The organism is Flavobacterium sp. FG139, assembly GCF_057809695.1.
On record NZ_JBMDKL010000003.1, the window covers coordinates 275,180 to 290,265 of the forward strand.

Sequence of the window (15,086 nt, forward strand, 5' to 3'; positions counted from 1 at the left end):
CGATGTAGTTTTTACTTAAAATGAAATTAAGTAAATATTCAGGTGTTAATTTATACTAACAATATAAAATTCTTAATTTTGACGAGTAAATAATATATTTCATCGATTAAAAGTAATAATATTTCAACAAAATGAATAAAAAACTCAAAAAAGTACTGATAGTTTTAGTCGTGATTTCAGCGGTAATCGTAATCGCATTTTTCTCGGCTAGATACTATGCCTATCACGGAGGAAAAAGAGATGTTCAATCTGAACAAGCTGCTTTTACAATGAAGACAAAAGATATTTTAGCTGCATTTACAACCAATGAAGCAGAGGCAAACAAAAAATATCTTGAAAAACCAGTATCGGTTTCTGGAATCATAACTTCTATAAAAGATAAAGAAGTACTACTCGATGAAATTGTAGTTTGTAATTTTTTAACTGCCGATACTACTTTAAAAGTAGGTCAGACCATTAGTGTTAAAGGAAGAGTAGTTGGATATGACGACTTAATGGGCAACGTAAATTTAGATCAATGTTCTATAAATAAATAATAAAAAAAATGAAATTACTTAAAATCACACTTTCTGCTTTCTTCCTTTTTTGTTTTGGTTTAGCCAATGCACAGGATGATTTGATGAATGAATTGGATGCTACTAAATCCGATAAAAAAGAAATTACTTCTGCGGCGTTCAAAGGTTTGCAGGTCGCCAACATGCAATCTACAAAATTACCAGTGCAAGGAGAATTCTATTTCTTGGTTTCGCACCGTTTTGGAGATTTAACAAATGGTATCAACAACTTCTTTGGTTTGGATAATGCTTTAACCAAATTGGGTGGTATTTATGGTGTGACTAATTGGTTATCTTTTGGTTTGTCAAGACATACTTATAATAAAACGTATGAATTAGCCTTAAAATATAAGTTTGCGAATCAATTGGATAATGGTTTTCCTTTTACTATAGTAGGTTATAATACTATGGATATTAATAGTGAAAAATTAAAAGTACTCTATCCAGACGTTAAATTTGATAACCGCTTGGCCTATTCCAATCAATTGATTATTTCTAGAAAATTTTCAAGTGTTTTTTCTGCAGAAATCACTCCGATTTTCATTCACAAAAATTTGTATGATGCCGAAACGGAAGCCAAAAAGAATACCTTTTTATTAGGAACTGGAGCACGTTGCAAAATTTCTAAACGTTTGAGCTTGAATTTTGATTATGCTGCTCGCTTGAGCACTCCAGAAGGATTCAAATCACCTTATCACAATCCAGCAACACTTGATTTGGATATTGAAACTGGTGGTCACGTATTTCAATTGGTCTTATCAAACAGTCAGCCAATGAATGATGTTTCTTATTATACCAATGCAAATGGTATTACAGGTGGTAGAGGTATTTACTTCGGATTTAATATGTATAGAGTTTTTTAAAAATAAAAGTTATGAAAAAAGCAAAAATAATAGTAATGATAATGGTTAGTGGTCTTTTATTAATCTCTTGTGATTCGACTACTACTCAAGACCTTTCTCCAGTAGTTACTAATCCAACCTATACTGCTAACATTGCTCCAATAATGGATGCTAATTGTGTGAGTTGTCATTCTGGAGGAAATCAGTTTCCCGATTTAGACACTTATGATGCTGTTAAAAGTGCCGCAGATGGAACCAATAGTAATGCACTGCTTTGCAGATTAGATGGAACTTGTGGTTCTATAATGCCTCCAAGTGGTTCGCTACCTTCATCAACAGTTAACATGATTAAAACTTGGGCAACAAATAATTATCCTAACTAAAAAATAAATAAACATGAAAAAGATTTTAATTTCTATGGTATGTTTGGTTTTCTCGACGGTTATGTTTTCACAAAAAATGATTACCCGCTCAGGAGAAATAAAGTTTGACGCCACTGTTCCCGGAGCATTAGATTCAGTTATTGGCACAAGTACTACCGTTTCTTCAATATTTGATAAAACAACTGGTGAACTTGTTGTGCAAGGTTTGGTAAAATCATTCAAGTTTAAATCGCCTCTAATGGAGGAACACTTTAATGAAAATTACATGGAAAGTGATAAACTTCCAAAAACCAGTTTCAAAGGAAAAGTGTTAAACTATGATGGCAAAACAGGAACGTATGATGTTGAAGGCGATTTGACCATTCACGGTGTAACTAATAAAGTTAAAACTAAAGTTACCATTTCTGCTGCAGGTGGTAAATTAACCATCGTTGGAAACTTTGTAGTGAAGTTAAATGATTACAAATTAGAGGTTCCTGCCATGGCCAAAAAAACATTAGCAGAAACGGCCAAAATTTCAATTAAATTAGATTTAGAGAATAAATAATACATTAAAATACAACGCAAAGCAATTCAATGATCATGAAGAAAATTTTATTTTTAGTTGTATTAGCAGTTACAATATGCTTTTCAACATCATTAAAAGCCCAAACGGCAGGAACAATGTCGTTTACATTTACAACCCCAAAACATACTACTGGAAATTATGTTACTGATGGTAGATATGTTTTAGCTGTATGGATTGAAAGTTGTGCTACTTGTGGTGCTGGAACTACTGTAGGAACATCAACCTTCGTAAAAACTAATTTACGCTATTGGGCTGGAGGGACAAACGACCATTTGCCAACATGGAATACTAAATCTGCAGCCAGTGTTGTTGGTGCCACAACTGGAGCTACTCAAACTACTTTCACTGCAAGAACTGTTACTTGGGATGGTAAAAATGCTGCTGGAACAACATTACTTGCTGATGGAAATTACAGAGTTTGTATTCAAGAAACTTGGGGGCACGGTGCATCAACAGCTACAAGATATTTCCCATTCGTGAAAGGAGCGACAGCTTATACCAACACAGCTGATGTTGCTGCAGATACTAATTTCACAGGAATTTCATTAAGTTGGACTCCAACATTAGCCAATGAAAATTTTTCCAAAGGACCAGAAGTGGTCGTATATCCAAATCCTTCTAAAGGAGTTTTTAATCTTGATTTGAAATCTCAAATTAAAAACATTACAGTAGTGAATACTTTAGGTGCAATTATATATGAAGAAAATATTGAGACTTCTTCTACAATTACAACTAAAACAGTTGATTTGTCTAACTACACAAATGGCGTTTATTTCATTAATGTGTCTGATGATAATGGTTCATCTAGCTACAAAGTGGTATTGGATAAATAATAAATTAGTTACCGTATAAATAAAAAAGCATCCTAAAAAGGATGCTTTTTTATTCTACTTTACACAGCAACTCTTTTAAATTGGGGGTTTCATAAAATTGATACTCGCCATTTTCATCAGAATAAATTAGTAAGGCCTCAAGCTCTTTGTGTTTTTCAAGAAATAATTTTGCTTTTTCCAATCCCATAACTAAAACTCCTGTTGCATAAGCATCGGAGGTTATGCATTGCTTTGAAATTATAGAGACACTCAATAAGTTGTTTTTGGTTGGGTAACCTGTTTTTGGATCAATATGATGTGCATATTTTATTCCATTTTCAATGGTAAATTTTCTATAATTACCAGAGGTTGCAATGGCTAATCCATCGAGTTTAATGTTCATCACAAAAGGATTTCCTGAGGATTTATTATCAATTGGTTTTTCAATTCCAATCACCCAATTAGTGCCATTATTCATTTTTCCTTTAGCAAAAACTTCACCGCCAATTTCAACCACATACGAAGTAATTCCTTTTGAATTTAAGTATTCTGAAATCACGTCGACCGAATAACCTTGAGCAAAAGCATTAAAGTCTGGGCTACTCGGGTATCTTTTTTAACTATTGTATTCCCTTTAAGTTGAATCAGGTTAAAGCCTACAAATTTTAAAATACTGTCAATGCGTTGCGGTTCTATTTTTTGTTTCTTACCCGGGCCAAATCCCCATGCATTCACAAGCGGATAGACGGTTGGGTCAAAGGCTCCGTCACTATTTTTCCAAACTTCTTTAGCTTTTTTAAAACAAGTAATAAAATACGAATCTAGTTCCACATTTTTTTGATTGGTGTTGATTTTTGTAATTATTGAATTCGGATTGTAAGTCGAAACCGATAAATCAAAATCATGTAAAATGCTGTCAATTTCTTTCTTAAAAAAACGCTCTTGTTCATCCAAATACGTAATGTGATAGGTTGTTCCTTGAGCAAAACCTTCTACCAACAAAGGTTCTTTTTGACAAAAACCTAAAATCGAAAAAAATGAAAATGAGACAATTAAATAGTATTTTTTATTCATATGATATTATTTGCAAGTCGTTTTTGGGATTTTAAAACGATAGGTTCCACCCAAAGCAATGAATTTTTTGATGTCGTTACACTTTTTTTCAGTTTCATTTTTCAGGGAATAGATTTCGCTTCTTTTTAAATAGTATTCTGGAATGTATCCATCAATTTCAATAGCTTTAGTTAAATTTGATAAAGCTGATTCCACATCATTTTTTTTCAGTTGTTCCAATGCTAAATAATAGTATGTTTTGTCGTGTTTGGGCTCGAATTGTAAATACTTAGTGTAATCCGCAATGGCACCATCAGCATCCTTTAATTGACTTTTACCCATAGCTCTTTGGTAGTATAGTATCGACCAATTTGGGTTTAATCCTATACTTTTATCAAAATTTAAAACAGCATTTTTAAACTCCTTTAAGTATAAATTTACAAGTCCTTTTTTATAATAGGAACTGTCGGTTTTAATTGTATTTTCAGTGTTGTTGTATTGTATTAACGCCGTTTTAAAACCACTAAAATTCCGTTTTAAATTCCCATAATAGAGTACTTCTTCATAATTGGGATTCAAGTCTATAGCTTTTTCAAATTCGATTATAGCTTCTTTATACTGAAGTTGTTGTGCTTTAATCCAACCTTTGTAATAGTAGGCTTTTTCAATAGTTTTATCTAAATTGATAGCTTTGTCACAGTAACTCAGAGCTTCGGTATATTGTTTTGATTGCGCTTTTAATAATCCAAGTTCAGCATACACAGGATAATTATCGGTTCTTTTTAAAAGGGCAGTTTTATAATTTAGTAAGGCACTTTTGGTATCACCTAGGGCAAATTGATTCAACCCCATAAAGTAAAAAGCATCCGAATTTTTTGGCTCGTATGTAACGGTCATTTTATAATCTGCAACGGCGCCTTTTCTATTTTTGAGTTTGTCCTTTGTCATGGCTCTAAAAAAATAACTATCCGCAAATGTTGGGTCAATTTCAATTTCTTTGGTAAAATCGGCTATGGCACCAGAGTAATCGTGAATAATTTCTTTAATCAAACCTCTGTCGTTATAGGCTACAGAATCGTTTGGATACAAAGCGATTAATTGGTCTAAGCAAGTTATAGCTCCTGTAAAATCTTCTTTATAATATTTTTGAAAAGCACAGTCTTTGTATTCTTCTTTTTTGGTTTGGCAGTAACTAGTTGTTATACAGTTGGTAATAAGAAAAATAAGCAATAGTTTTTTCATGAATTTTTCGTTGTTGCTATGCACAAAAATAGACTAATTTTTTAAGTTGTTATTTTAAATTATGCTTAAGATGTCTTGAAAATAAAACTATACCAATTTTCCAAATTTGTGATAATTATCAGTTACGAAAACGTTTTCTTTTACTAATTTTACTCCAAATTAAAACTAAGTCTTATGAGTAATTCTTATAAGCTTTCGGTAAATCATTCTACTTCGTTTGATTTTACAGAAAGCGATCTTAACCAATTAGATGCTGTTAGCATTGGAAATGATACATTCCATGTGTTAAAAGACAGTAAACCTTATAAAGCAGAAATTACAGCTGCCGATTTTCTCTCAAAAAAATATACTATTAAGGTCAACAACAACAGCTATGAAGTAGCTATTTCGAACGATTTAGACCTTTTAATTCAAGGTTTAGGAATTGAACGTGGCAGAACAAAAGTGGTTAATGCTATAAAAGCACCAATGCCAGGCTTAATTTTAGAAATAAATGTTGAGGTTGGACAAGAGGTTAAAGAAAACGACCCTTTATTGATTTTAGAAGCCATGAAAATGGAGAATAGTTTCCTTTCGCCTCGTGATGGAAAAATTAAAGCTATTGCAGTAGCTATTGGCAATGCTGTAGATAAAGGACAACTGTTAATTGAATTTGAATAGACATGAAAAAAATAACCAAGATATTAGTAGCCAATAGAGGCGAAATTGCCATTAGGGTAATGAAAACCGCCAAGAAAATGGGGATCAAAACGGTAGCTGTATTTTCGACTGCCGACAGAAATGCGCTTCATGTAAGATATGCAGACGAAGCAGTATGCATTGGAGAAGCCGCTTCTAGTCAATCGTATTTGCGTGGTGATAAAATCATTGAAGTTTGTAAAGAATTAGGTGTTGATGCGGTTCATCCAGGGTATGGATTCTTAAGTGAAAATTCAACTTTTGCAGAAGCTTGTGAAAAAAACAACATTGTTTTTATTGGCCCAAAATCGAAAGCTATCGAGATGATGGGAAGTAAATTGGCCGCTAAGGAAGCGGTGATGAAATACGATATTCCAATGGTTCCTGGTGTAGATCACGCGATTACCGATTTAAATGAAGCTAAGAAAACGGCCAAAGAAGTTGGTTTTCCAATATTGATAAAAGCTTCTGCTGGTGGTGGTGGAAAAGGTATGCGTGTGGTTGAAAGAGAAGAAGATTTTGAATCGCAAATGAATCGCGCCATTAGTGAAGCAACTTCTGCTTTTGGAGACGGTTCGGTTTTTATTGAAAAATATGTGACCAAACCGAGACACATTGAAATTCAAATAATGGCAGACAGTCATGGCAATGTGTTGTATGTTTTTGAACGTGAATGTAGTATTCAACGCCGTCATCAAAAAGTAGTGGAAGAGGCGCCATCTTCTATTTTAACTCCAGAAAAAAGAAAAGAAATGGGTGAAGCTGCTGTAAAAGTAGCGCGCGCTTGTGATTATCTGGGTGCTGGAACGGTTGAATTCTTGATGGACGATAAACACAATTTTTATTTTCTTGAAATGAATACGCGTTTGCAAGTGGAACATCCTGTAACCGAAATGATTTCGGGATTGGATTTAGTAGAGTTGCAAATTCGTGTGGCTCGTGGCGAAGAATTGACCCTTAAGCAAGAAGATTTAGTAATTCAGGGTCATGCTATGGAACTCCGAGTATATGCTGAAGATTCTATGAATGATTTCTTACCTAATGTTGGTTTTTTAAGCACCTACAAGCTTCCAGAAGGTGAAGGAATTCGCGTGGATAACGGAATTGAAGAAGGTATGGATGTGCCTATTTATTATGATCCAATGTTATCGAAATTGGTAACTTACGGAAAAACACGGGAAGAATCCATTGAGTTAATGATTAAAGCCATCGATAATTATCATGTAGAAGGTGTAGCAACAACACTTCCTTTTGGGAAATTTGTGATGGAACACGAAGCATTTCGTTCAGGCGATTTTGATACAGGTTTTGTAAAAGCGTATTACAATCCTGAAAAAATGAAAGCTAATCTAGATATCGAAGCCGAAATTGCGGCCATGATTGCTTTAAAACAATATATTGAAGATAAAAAAATCTTGCGATTACCAATTGAATAAAAAAGAATAAAGAACATAGAACATAGATGATAGAAAATAGAATGGGCAGCTGATAAAGTCTTTTTTCTATTCTCTATTTTCTTTAATCTCAAAAGTATGGAAGATAAAATTAAAATATTAAACGATAAAATAGCTTTAGCCAAATTGGGTGGAGGCGAAAAGAGAATAGCCGCACATCATGCCAAAAAGAAATTGACGGCACGTGAACGCGTATCATATTTATTAGACGAAGGTTCTTTTGAAGAAATCGGAATGTTGGTAACGCATCGTACAACCGACTTCGGCATGGAAAAAGAAATCATTTATGGCGATGGTGTGATCACAGGTTACGGCACTATAAATGGTCGTGTAGTTTATGTTTTTGCACAAGATTTCACGGTGTTTGGAGGTTCTTTATCGGAAACACATGCCGAAAAAATCTGTAAAGTCATGGACATGGCGCTGAAAAGTGGTGCACCCATGATTGGATTGAACGATTCTGGAGGCGCTCGAATTCAAGAAGGTGTACGTTCGCTGGGCGGTTATGCCGATATCTTTTACAGAAATGTACAATCGAGTGGAGTGATTCCGCAAATATCGGCTATCATGGGACCTTGCGCTGGAGGAGCAGTATATTCGCCAGCGATGACCGATTTTACGATGATGGTAGAAGGCAACAGCTATATGTTTGTGACCGGCCCCAACGTTGTAAAAACAGTAACGAATGAAGAAGTAAGCTCGGAAGAATTGGGCGGTGCGAGTACGCATTCTACCAAATCGGGTGTAGCGCATATTACCTCTCCAAATGGGGTGGAATGTTTGGAGGATATCAAACGATTGTTGAGCTATATGCCTCAAAACAATAGAGAAACGACTCCTAAAATTCCTTATGTTTTGGGTGAAGAAGTACGTGAAAAGTTAGATTCGATTGTTCCAGATAATGCCAATAAACCTTACGACATGCACGATGTTATTGAGAACATTATCGATGAAGATTCGTTTTTTGAAATTCATAAAGATTTTGCCGAAAATATCATTGTTGGTTTTGCTCGATTAGGCGGAAGAAGTATCGGAATTGTGGCCAATAATCCTAAATTTTTAGCCGGTTGTTTGGACGTAAAATCATCCATAAAAGGCGCTCGATTTGTACGTTTTTGTGATTGTTTTAATATTCCGTTATTGGTGTTAGAAGACGTGCCAGGTTTCTTACCAGGAACCGATCAAGAGTGGAATGGAATTATTGTTCACGGTGCCAAATTGTTGTATGCTTTTAGTGAAGCAACGGTGCCAAGAGTAACCGTAATTACACGTAAAGCCTATGGAGGCGCTTATGATGTGATGAATTCGAAACACATTGGAGCTGATATGAATTTTGCTTGGCCTTGTGCCGAAATCGCGGTAATGGGAGCAAAAGGCGCTTCTGAAATTATTTTCAAAAAAGAAATTAGCGAAGCAACCGATCCTGCCGCTAAATTGTTGGAAAAAGAAGCTGAATATGCCGAGTTGTTTGCTAACCCTTATACCGCAGCCCAACGTGGATTTATTGATGAGGTTATCTTGCCAAAAGATACTCGAAGAAAATTGCTAAAAGCCTTTAGTATGTTGGAAAACAAAGTAGTAGATACTCCTAAAAGAAAGCATGGAAATATTCCGTTGTAATCGATTTATAAATCATTTGAACCGCCTCTTTTGGCGGTTTTTTTGTTTAAAACAAATGGGTTTAATTTAATTTTAAGTTAAAATAATCCAATAAAGCGGCATTTTATTCGTAAATTGCGCCTCCTTAAAAAGCGGTTCAAATGGCTTTTATCTAAATGATTATCTATGAAATTCTTTAAACTGTTTATCTTACTTGCCTTTTTTTCTAGTGTGAATGCTTTTTCTCAAAAAGTAATCAAGCACAAGATTAAAAGTGGTGAGTCGATTTACGGACTTGCCTTAAAATACGATTTGACAGAAAAGGAAATGTATGCATTAAATCCTAAAACGAAAGGTGCAATTTTGCAATTAGGACAAGTAGTAAACATCCCCAATAAGAAATACAAAGAGAAGCCAAAACCTTCTAAAAAAGATAAAAAAGAACTGGTAGTAGATAAGAAAGAAACTAAAGAAGCCACTAGTGAATCGAAATTAGTTAAAGAAGTTGCTGCTAAAAAAGAACCTTTTATCAAACATTTGGTTGCCTCCAAAGAGACCATTTATAGTATTTCCAAAAAGTATGGTATTACTATGGAAACACTTTGTGAGTTGAATCCAGAATTGAAAACCAGTAATTTAAAGAAGGGATCTACACTTAAAATTCCGAACAGTCAAATTACAGATGATAATGCCCAAGCTGAAAACAGTGATAATATAGTAGTTACAAAGGTTGACGATGTGGTTTCTAATGTTGACGTGGTGCATAAAGTCCTTCCAAAAGAAACCTTGTATCGCATTTCCAAACAATACAATGTATCGGTTCAAGAATTGCAAAAATTAAACCCAGGAATTGAAAATGGATTGCCTGTTGATTATGTTCTAGTAATAAAAAAAGGCACTGATAGTCCTACCAAAACAGAAGTTTTAGCATTGCCAGAAGAAACGGTTGATGTAAAGAATATTCCTGCTGGAAATTTATCAAAGGCACAATTGTTAATAGAAAAAGCTTCCGAACATTTAGGAACGCGCTATAGAAGTGGCGGAACCAGTAGTGCCGGATTTGATTGTTCGGGCTTGATGTTTTATACGTTTAAAAACATCAACATGACCTTGCCAAGATCGTCGCATGAAATGGCTAATTATGGTGTTAGAATTGATAAAGCACACGCTCAAAAAGGCGATTTAATTTTCTTTGCCACTTTTGGAGGCCGACGTGTAAGTCATGTTGGAATGATTACCGAAGTATTGGACGATGAAATCAAATTTATTCACTCGGCAACCAACTCGGGTGTGATTGTTTCGTCTACCAAAGAACCGTATTATGTACGTACATTTGTGCAAATAAACAGAGTAATTTCTGAGTAATTAGGAAACGCTAAATTTGAATCCAATTCCGTGTAAGTTTTCTATCGCAATGCCTTTTTCATTGGCCAAAATTTTGCGTAAACGAGAAATAAAAACATCCAAACTTCTTCCCATAAAATAGTCGTCGTCGCCCCAAAGTGATTTCAAAATAGCTTCACGTTTAAGAACTACATTTTTGTTATCGAGAAATAATTTGAGCAAATCCGATTCCCGTTGGGTTAGCGATATTTTTTCAACATCATTAAAAACCAAATAATTTTTACTGTCAAATTGATAGGTACCAACGGTATAAATGCTTTTATCCGTGATGGTATTTTTATGAGAACGTTTTAAGAACACTTCTATTTTTAGTAATAATTCTTCGATGCTGAAGGGTTTTACCAAATAATCATCGGCACCAAGACGCAATCCTTTTATGCGATCTTCTTTTAAGGTTTTTGCCGAAAGGAAAATGATAGGCACATCAGAATTGATTTTTCGAATTTTCTCGGCCAAATCAAATCCATCCATTTTAGGCATCATACTATCCAAAATACATACATCAAATTGGTCTGATTTAAAAGCGCTTAAAGCGGCATCTCCATCGGCACAATGTGTAACATCATAGTGTTGCTCTAAATTGTCTTTGGTAAGAAATGCCAAGGTTTCATCGTCTTCTGCGTATAAGATTTTATATTTTGTCATAGTCGTATTATTTTGGGATTACGATTGAAATGGTGATTCCTTTCTCGTTATTATTACTGGCAAATATCTTCCAATGGTGTTGCGTACAAATCTTTTTTACGTAATACAAACCTAGTCCGAAGCCATTAACCTCATTGCTTTTGGTACTCGGAATTCGGTAAAATTTATCAAAGATAAAGTTTAAATTTTTATTAGAAACACCAATGCCATTATCGCTAAAATCGAGTTTGATTTGATGCTTGTCTTCTTTGATTTGTAGGGTTATTTCTGGCGTTCCATCGCAATATTTTATAGAATTGTCTAGCAAATTATACACAATATTGGTGAAATGGAATACATCAGCTTGAATGGTGAAATCCTTATCAGCATTGATTTTGACAGTCAAATTTTGATGTTTTAATTGCATGTTTTCAACCACATCTTTGATGATTGGAATAACCGAAACTTCTTTCAATTCCATTTTCATTGGTGCATTATCCGACTTGGCAATGTTCAGAATTTGTTCGATATGGCTGTTGAGTTTCTTGCTTTGATTGATGATGATTTCGGTGTATTTTTCTAATTTTTTATCTTTCTGAATAACGTCTTGTTGGTTTAAATAATTGGAAGCAAGTAGGATAGAAGACAATGGGGTTTTGAATTCGTGTGTCATATTATTAATAAAGTCACGCTGCAATTCGGAATATTTTTTCTGTTGAATAATCGTGTAAATCGAATAAACATAAACTAATAAAATAATGACTAATGCAAAGGAAAGTACAAACCAAAAGCGTAATGAACTGAATAAATACGACGTTTCATTTGGAAAACGAATGGCGAAGTAATACACAAAATTCTTGTGTTTTGGGAAATAAACCGTGTGCTTTTCCGGAGATTTATCCGAAAACGAAATATAATTACCATACACCATTTCGTCGCTTTGACAATTGTACATGGCATATTCAAAATCGGTAGTGATGTTAAATTTGGTGAATTCGGCTTTGAGATAGTATTCTAGAATTTTGGGTTCAAAATCATTGTCGACGTTTACAATATAATAGTCGTTGGCAATTTTCTTTATCGGATTTTCAGAAGGCAATTCGCTGTTAGTACCTTGATATAATTTCTTTACGACTTCTAATAAAGCGATATGTGTTTTTTGAGAAAACTTTTTTTCTTCTAAATTAAAAGCTTGCTTCGTCCACAGTAATTGCGCTATCAGTATGCCGACAGTAGCAATTAATCCGAGTACGATTATGATGTTGAGGTTTTTGGTTTTCATTTTACTTTAGGTAAGTAGCAAACAAATTACTTGTTTTAGGTTGCTATTTCACAATGTAATATTACTAAAAAAAGGCTTTAGTTTTTACGGTTAACAAGTCGTTAACAAACATTTGAAACCGCTTAACACGAGTATGATTGATATTGAAATACTTTTGAAATGTTCAAACCAACGAACATTATCAAAAACGAATAATAACCGTAAAATTTACAACTTATGAAAACATTAAAAATTACTTTATTGGGATTGACTTTGGGACTTATGTCTTTTTCAATTCATCCAGTTCAAAAAAGCAACACTGTAAAAGTGGTTACAACGGCTCCATTGACTTGGAAAAGTGAATCGATTGACTTGGGAGAAATTCCGCAAGGAACGCCAAAAGTTATTGAATACGAATTTAAAAACACGAGTGCTAAACCGGTATTAATTACAAATGTAAAACCAGGATGTGGTTGTACCAATGCCGATTATACCAAAGATTCAATTGCTCCAGGAAAAACAGGGTATGTAAAAGCTACCTTCAATGCCGCTAATCCAGGACAATTCACTAAAACAGTTACAGTTACTACAAGTGCAGAAGAAACGCCTAAAGTGTTAACTTTTAAAGGAACTGTAGTCGCAAAATCATAATTAAATAAAGAGGTTAATAACGAAAAAACTCCAAAACTTAGTTGTTTTGGAGTTTTTTTTAATTTTAAAAAGTCAATTAATTTCTTGACATTTTATATTTTTCCATTCGTTCTTTTCGCTCGTCGATAAATTTTTTATAAATAACTTTTTGATCATCGTTCAAATAAGTGTTTATAGTTCTATCGGTTTTTTCATTAATGGCTTCTACTTCTTTAATCTTATCTTCCTCAGAACTTTCGCTTTTCATTACGGTATAAATACTTTTTGCACTCGACTCAATTTCTTTTTTTACCACAATTACTTGAAGATCGTCTAAACTCAAATCTTTCGTAAGCTTTTCCATGGTTTTGTTGATGCTTTCAACTCTTTCCTTTTCAATTTGCTCGGGAGTTTTGGTATTTCTACCATAGTTATTGGTGTTTTGCATGCTTTGTTGGTTTCCCATTCTATTCATGCCGCCACCGCCATACATTCCGCCGTTTCCATAACCATATTGCGCCGTTGCAAAGTGTACAGTAAACAAAAACAAACAAACACTAAGTATTGATTTTAATGGTTTCATTTTCAACTTATTTTAGGATATAAAGTTAAATAATTTTTTTATTATTTAAACCGGTTCGCCGTATAAATCATATTCTGTGGCATCTGTAATTTTTACATTTACAAATTCGCCAGTTTTTACATAAAACTTTGAAGCGTCAATTAAGACTTCATTATCTACATCTGGGCTATCAAATTCGGTTCTTCCCACAAAGTGTTCACCTTCTTTTCTATCGATAATACATTTGAAGGTTTGTCCAATTTTCTCCTGATTCAAATCCCAAGATATTTGCGATTGTAAATCCATTATTTCTTGTGCACGTGCTTTTTTTACGTCTTCTGGAACGTCATCTTCTAAAGCAAAAGCTCCTGTATTTTCTTCATGAGAATAGGTAAAACAACCCAATCGCTCAAACTTCATTTCTTGAACCCAGTCGCGCATGATTTCAAAATCTTCTTGTGTTTCTCCAGGATAGCCAACAATTAAGGTCGTTCTAATAGTCATCCCAGGAACCGCCTCACGGAAATCGTGTAATAATTTGGTGGTTTTTTCTTTTGTCGTACCGCGTTTCATCGATTTTAAAATGCGGTCCGAAATGTGTTGCAACGGAATATCAATATAATTGCAAATTTTTGGCTCTCGTTTCATCAATTCCAATACATCCATCGGAAATCCAGTAGGGAAGGCGTAATGCAAGCGAATCCATTCAATGCCTTCTACTTTCACCAAGTTTTCTAACAACTCGGCAAGATTGCGTTTTTTGTATAAATCCAATCCATAATACGTTAAATCTTGCGCGATAAGAATCAGTTCTTTCACACCATTTTTAGCCAAACCTTCGGCTTCTTTAACCAGTTTTTCAATAGATTGCGAAACGTGTTTTCCACGCATAATCGGAATAGCACAAAAACTACACGGTCTATCACAACCTTCGGCAATTTTCAAATAAGCATAGTTTTTCGGAGTCGTTGTCAATCGTTCTCCAAGCAATTCGTGCTTGTAGTCGGCTCCTAATGCTTTCAATAAAAGCGGTAATTCGGTAGTGCCAAAATATTGATCCACATTCGGAATTTCTTTCTCTAAATCGGGTCTGTATCGCTCTGATAAACATCCGGTAACGAATACTTTATCTACTATACCGCGCTCTTTTTTGTCTGCATATTCCAATATCGTATTTACCGATTCTGCTTTCGCATTGTCAATAAACCCACACGTATTAATCACTACGATATTGCCTTCTTGTTCGTGCACAACATCTTTTCCACTGGCTTTCAATTGCCCCATCAATACCTCACTGTCGTAAGTGTTTTTGGAACAGCCAAGCGTTATGACATTGATTTTATTTTTCTTTACCGATTTGGTTCTCATACCTTTATTTTATAGCCTGCAAAATTACGTTATTTAATCTGAATTTATTTCA

General features: G+C 34.3%; 17 protein-coding genes. 10 read left to right on the forward strand and 7 right to left on the reverse strand.

Annotated features, from left to right (window positions below; translation table 11 throughout):
• The first annotated feature begins 131 nt into the window (after positions 1 to 131).
• From ACODSI_RS04155 to ACODSI_RS04175, 5 genes are read left to right on the forward strand one after another with little or no spacing between them, the layout of a single operon-like run.
• Positions 132 to 536, forward strand: coding sequence for an OB-fold protein (locus ACODSI_RS04155; protein ID WP_488915583.1), 405 nt, complete (start codon positions 132 to 134; stop codon positions 534 to 536).
• 8 nt (positions 537 to 544) lie between these two features.
• Positions 545 to 1,417: a DUF5777 family beta-barrel protein gene (locus ACODSI_RS04160; RefSeq protein WP_488915584.1), complete on the forward strand. Its 873-nt coding sequence runs from the start codon at positions 545 to 547 to the stop codon at positions 1,415 to 1,417.
• 11 nt (positions 1,418 to 1,428) lie between these two features.
• Entirely contained in the window at positions 1,429 to 1,779 is a 351-nt protein-coding gene (locus tag ACODSI_RS04165) for a hypothetical protein (RefSeq protein WP_488915585.1), read from the forward strand.
• 13 nt (positions 1,780 to 1,792) lie between these two features.
• Positions 1,793 to 2,326: a YceI family protein gene (locus ACODSI_RS04170; protein ID WP_488915586.1), complete on the forward strand. Its 534-nt coding sequence runs from the start codon at positions 1,793 to 1,795 to the stop codon at positions 2,324 to 2,326.
• 35 nt (positions 2,327 to 2,361) lie between these two features.
• Complete coding sequence (locus tag ACODSI_RS04175) at positions 2,362 to 3,180, forward strand: T9SS type A sorting domain-containing protein (protein ID WP_488915587.1); 819 nt, start codon at positions 2,362 to 2,364, stop codon at positions 3,178 to 3,180.
• Between the two features lie 49 nt (positions 3,181 to 3,229).
• On the opposite strand, the gene ACODSI_RS04180 is transcribed toward ACODSI_RS04175, so the two are convergent.
• From ACODSI_RS04180 to ACODSI_RS04190, 3 genes are read right to left on the reverse strand one after another with little or no spacing between them, the layout of a single operon-like run.
• Entirely contained in the window at positions 3,230 to 3,718 is a 489-nt protein-coding gene (locus ACODSI_RS04180; RefSeq protein WP_488915588.1) for an FAD:protein FMN transferase, read from the reverse strand.
• Complete coding sequence (locus ACODSI_RS04185) at positions 3,715 to 4,233, reverse strand: FAD:protein FMN transferase (protein ID WP_488915589.1); 519 nt, start codon at positions 4,231 to 4,233, stop codon at positions 3,715 to 3,717. The genes ACODSI_RS04180 and ACODSI_RS04185 overlap by 4 nt, the downstream gene beginning before the upstream one ends.
• 6 nt (positions 4,234 to 4,239) lie before the next feature.
• The gene (locus tag ACODSI_RS04190; RefSeq protein ID WP_488915590.1) at positions 4,240 to 5,454 is read right to left on the reverse strand and encodes a tetratricopeptide repeat protein; all 1,215 of its coding nucleotides are present in this window, start codon (positions 5,452 to 5,454) and stop codon (positions 4,240 to 4,242) included.
• A gap of 174 nt (positions 5,455 to 5,628) precedes the next feature.
• Between ACODSI_RS04190 and ACODSI_RS04195 the strand changes: the two genes are divergently transcribed.
• The 4 genes from ACODSI_RS04195 (at position 5,629) to ACODSI_RS04210 (ending at position 10,550) form a co-directional block, all read left to right on the forward strand.
• Positions 5,629 to 6,114 carry an acyl-CoA carboxylase biotin carboxyl carrier protein subunit gene (locus ACODSI_RS04195; RefSeq protein ID WP_488915591.1) on the forward strand — a complete coding sequence of 162 codons (486 nt, stop codon included), beginning with the start codon at positions 5,629 to 5,631 and terminating at the stop codon, positions 6,112 to 6,114.
• Between the two features lie 11 nt (positions 6,115 to 6,125).
• Entirely contained in the window at positions 6,126 to 7,568 is a 1,443-nt protein-coding gene (locus tag ACODSI_RS04200) for an acetyl-CoA carboxylase biotin carboxylase subunit (RefSeq protein WP_488915624.1), read from the forward strand.
• Positions 7,569 to 7,664: 96 nt separating this feature from the next.
• Positions 7,665 to 9,206 (forward strand): acyl-CoA carboxylase subunit beta, encoded by a 1,542-nt coding sequence (locus ACODSI_RS04205; protein WP_488915592.1) that lies wholly within the window; start codon positions 7,665 to 7,667, stop codon positions 9,204 to 9,206.
• Positions 9,207 to 9,371: 165 nt separating this feature from the next.
• Positions 9,372 to 10,550: a LysM peptidoglycan-binding domain-containing protein gene (locus ACODSI_RS04210; RefSeq protein ID WP_488915593.1), complete on the forward strand. Its 1,179-nt coding sequence runs from the start codon at positions 9,372 to 9,374 to the stop codon at positions 10,548 to 10,550.
• Here the strand turns inward: ACODSI_RS04210 and ACODSI_RS04215 are convergent, their stop codons facing one another.
• Together ACODSI_RS04215 and ACODSI_RS04220 are read right to left on the reverse strand one after the other, a co-directional pair.
• Entirely contained in the window at positions 10,551 to 11,234 is a 684-nt protein-coding gene (locus tag ACODSI_RS04215; RefSeq protein WP_488915594.1) for a response regulator transcription factor, read from the reverse strand. It lies immediately after the preceding gene.
• A 7-nt stretch (positions 11,235 to 11,241) separates the two neighbouring features.
• Positions 11,242 to 12,495 carry a sensor histidine kinase gene (locus tag ACODSI_RS04220; protein ID WP_488915595.1) on the reverse strand — a complete coding sequence of 418 codons (1,254 nt, stop codon included), beginning with the start codon at positions 12,493 to 12,495 and terminating at the stop codon, positions 11,242 to 11,244.
• Between the two features lie 216 nt (positions 12,496 to 12,711).
• Between ACODSI_RS04220 and ACODSI_RS04225 the strand changes: the two genes are divergently transcribed.
• Positions 12,712 to 13,125 (forward strand): DUF1573 domain-containing protein, encoded by a 414-nt coding sequence (locus ACODSI_RS04225; protein ID WP_488915596.1) that lies wholly within the window; start codon positions 12,712 to 12,714, stop codon positions 13,123 to 13,125.
• A 76-nt stretch (positions 13,126 to 13,201) separates the two neighbouring features.
• Here ACODSI_RS04225 and ACODSI_RS04230 read toward each other — a convergent pair whose 3' ends face one another.
• Both ACODSI_RS04230 and rimO read right to left on the reverse strand, forming a co-directional pair.
• On the reverse strand, positions 13,202 to 13,687 hold the full coding sequence (locus ACODSI_RS04230) for a hypothetical protein (RefSeq protein WP_488915597.1): 486 nt from the start codon (positions 13,685 to 13,687) through the stop codon (positions 13,202 to 13,204).
• Positions 13,688 to 13,732: 45 nt separating this feature from the next.
• Complete coding sequence (gene rimO / locus ACODSI_RS04235) at positions 13,733 to 15,034, reverse strand: 30S ribosomal protein S12 methylthiotransferase RimO (RefSeq protein ID WP_488915598.1); 1,302 nt, start codon at positions 15,032 to 15,034, stop codon at positions 13,733 to 13,735.
• Positions 15,035 to 15,086: the final 52 nt, after the last annotated feature.

Bases quoted from the DNA above. Each gene is read 5' to 3' on its own strand.
- ACODSI_RS04155 (WP_488915583.1), top strand. From the start codon at position 132: ATGAATAAAAAACTCAAAAAAGTACTGATAGTTTTAGTCGTGATTTCA.
- ACODSI_RS04160 (WP_488915584.1), top strand. From the start codon at position 545: ATGAAATTACTTAAAATCACACTTTCTGCTTTCTTCCTTTTTTGTTTT.
- ACODSI_RS04165 (WP_488915585.1), top strand. From the start codon at position 1,429: ATGAAAAAAGCAAAAATAATAGTAATGATAATGGTTAGTGGTCTTTTA.
- ACODSI_RS04170 (WP_488915586.1), top strand. From the start codon at position 1,793: ATGAAAAAGATTTTAATTTCTATGGTATGTTTGGTTTTCTCGACGGTT.
- ACODSI_RS04175 (WP_488915587.1), top strand. From the start codon at position 2,362: ATGAAGAAAATTTTATTTTTAGTTGTATTAGCAGTTACAATATGCTTT.
- ACODSI_RS04185 (WP_488915589.1), bottom strand. From the start codon at position 4,233: ATGAATAAAAAATACTATTTAATTGTCTCATTTTCATTTTTTTCGATT.
- ACODSI_RS04190 (WP_488915590.1), bottom strand. From the start codon at position 5,454: ATGAAAAAACTATTGCTTATTTTTCTTATTACCAACTGTATAACAACT.
- ACODSI_RS04195 (WP_488915591.1), top strand. From the start codon at position 5,629: ATGAGTAATTCTTATAAGCTTTCGGTAAATCATTCTACTTCGTTTGAT.
- ACODSI_RS04205 (WP_488915592.1), top strand. From the start codon at position 7,665: ATGGAAGATAAAATTAAAATATTAAACGATAAAATAGCTTTAGCCAAA.
- ACODSI_RS04210 (WP_488915593.1), top strand. From the start codon at position 9,372: ATGAAATTCTTTAAACTGTTTATCTTACTTGCCTTTTTTTCTAGTGTG.
- ACODSI_RS04215 (WP_488915594.1), bottom strand. From the start codon at position 11,234: ATGACAAAATATAAAATCTTATACGCAGAAGACGATGAAACCTTGGCA.
- ACODSI_RS04220 (WP_488915595.1), bottom strand. From the start codon at position 12,495: ATGAAAACCAAAAACCTCAACATCATAATCGTACTCGGATTAATTGCT.
- ACODSI_RS04225 (WP_488915596.1), top strand. From the start codon at position 12,712: ATGAAAACATTAAAAATTACTTTATTGGGATTGACTTTGGGACTTATG.
- ACODSI_RS04230 (WP_488915597.1), bottom strand. From the start codon at position 13,687: ATGAAACCATTAAAATCAATACTTAGTGTTTGTTTGTTTTTGTTTACT.
- rimO (WP_488915598.1), bottom strand. From the start codon at position 15,034: ATGAGAACCAAATCGGTAAAGAAAAATAAAATCAATGTCATAACGCTT.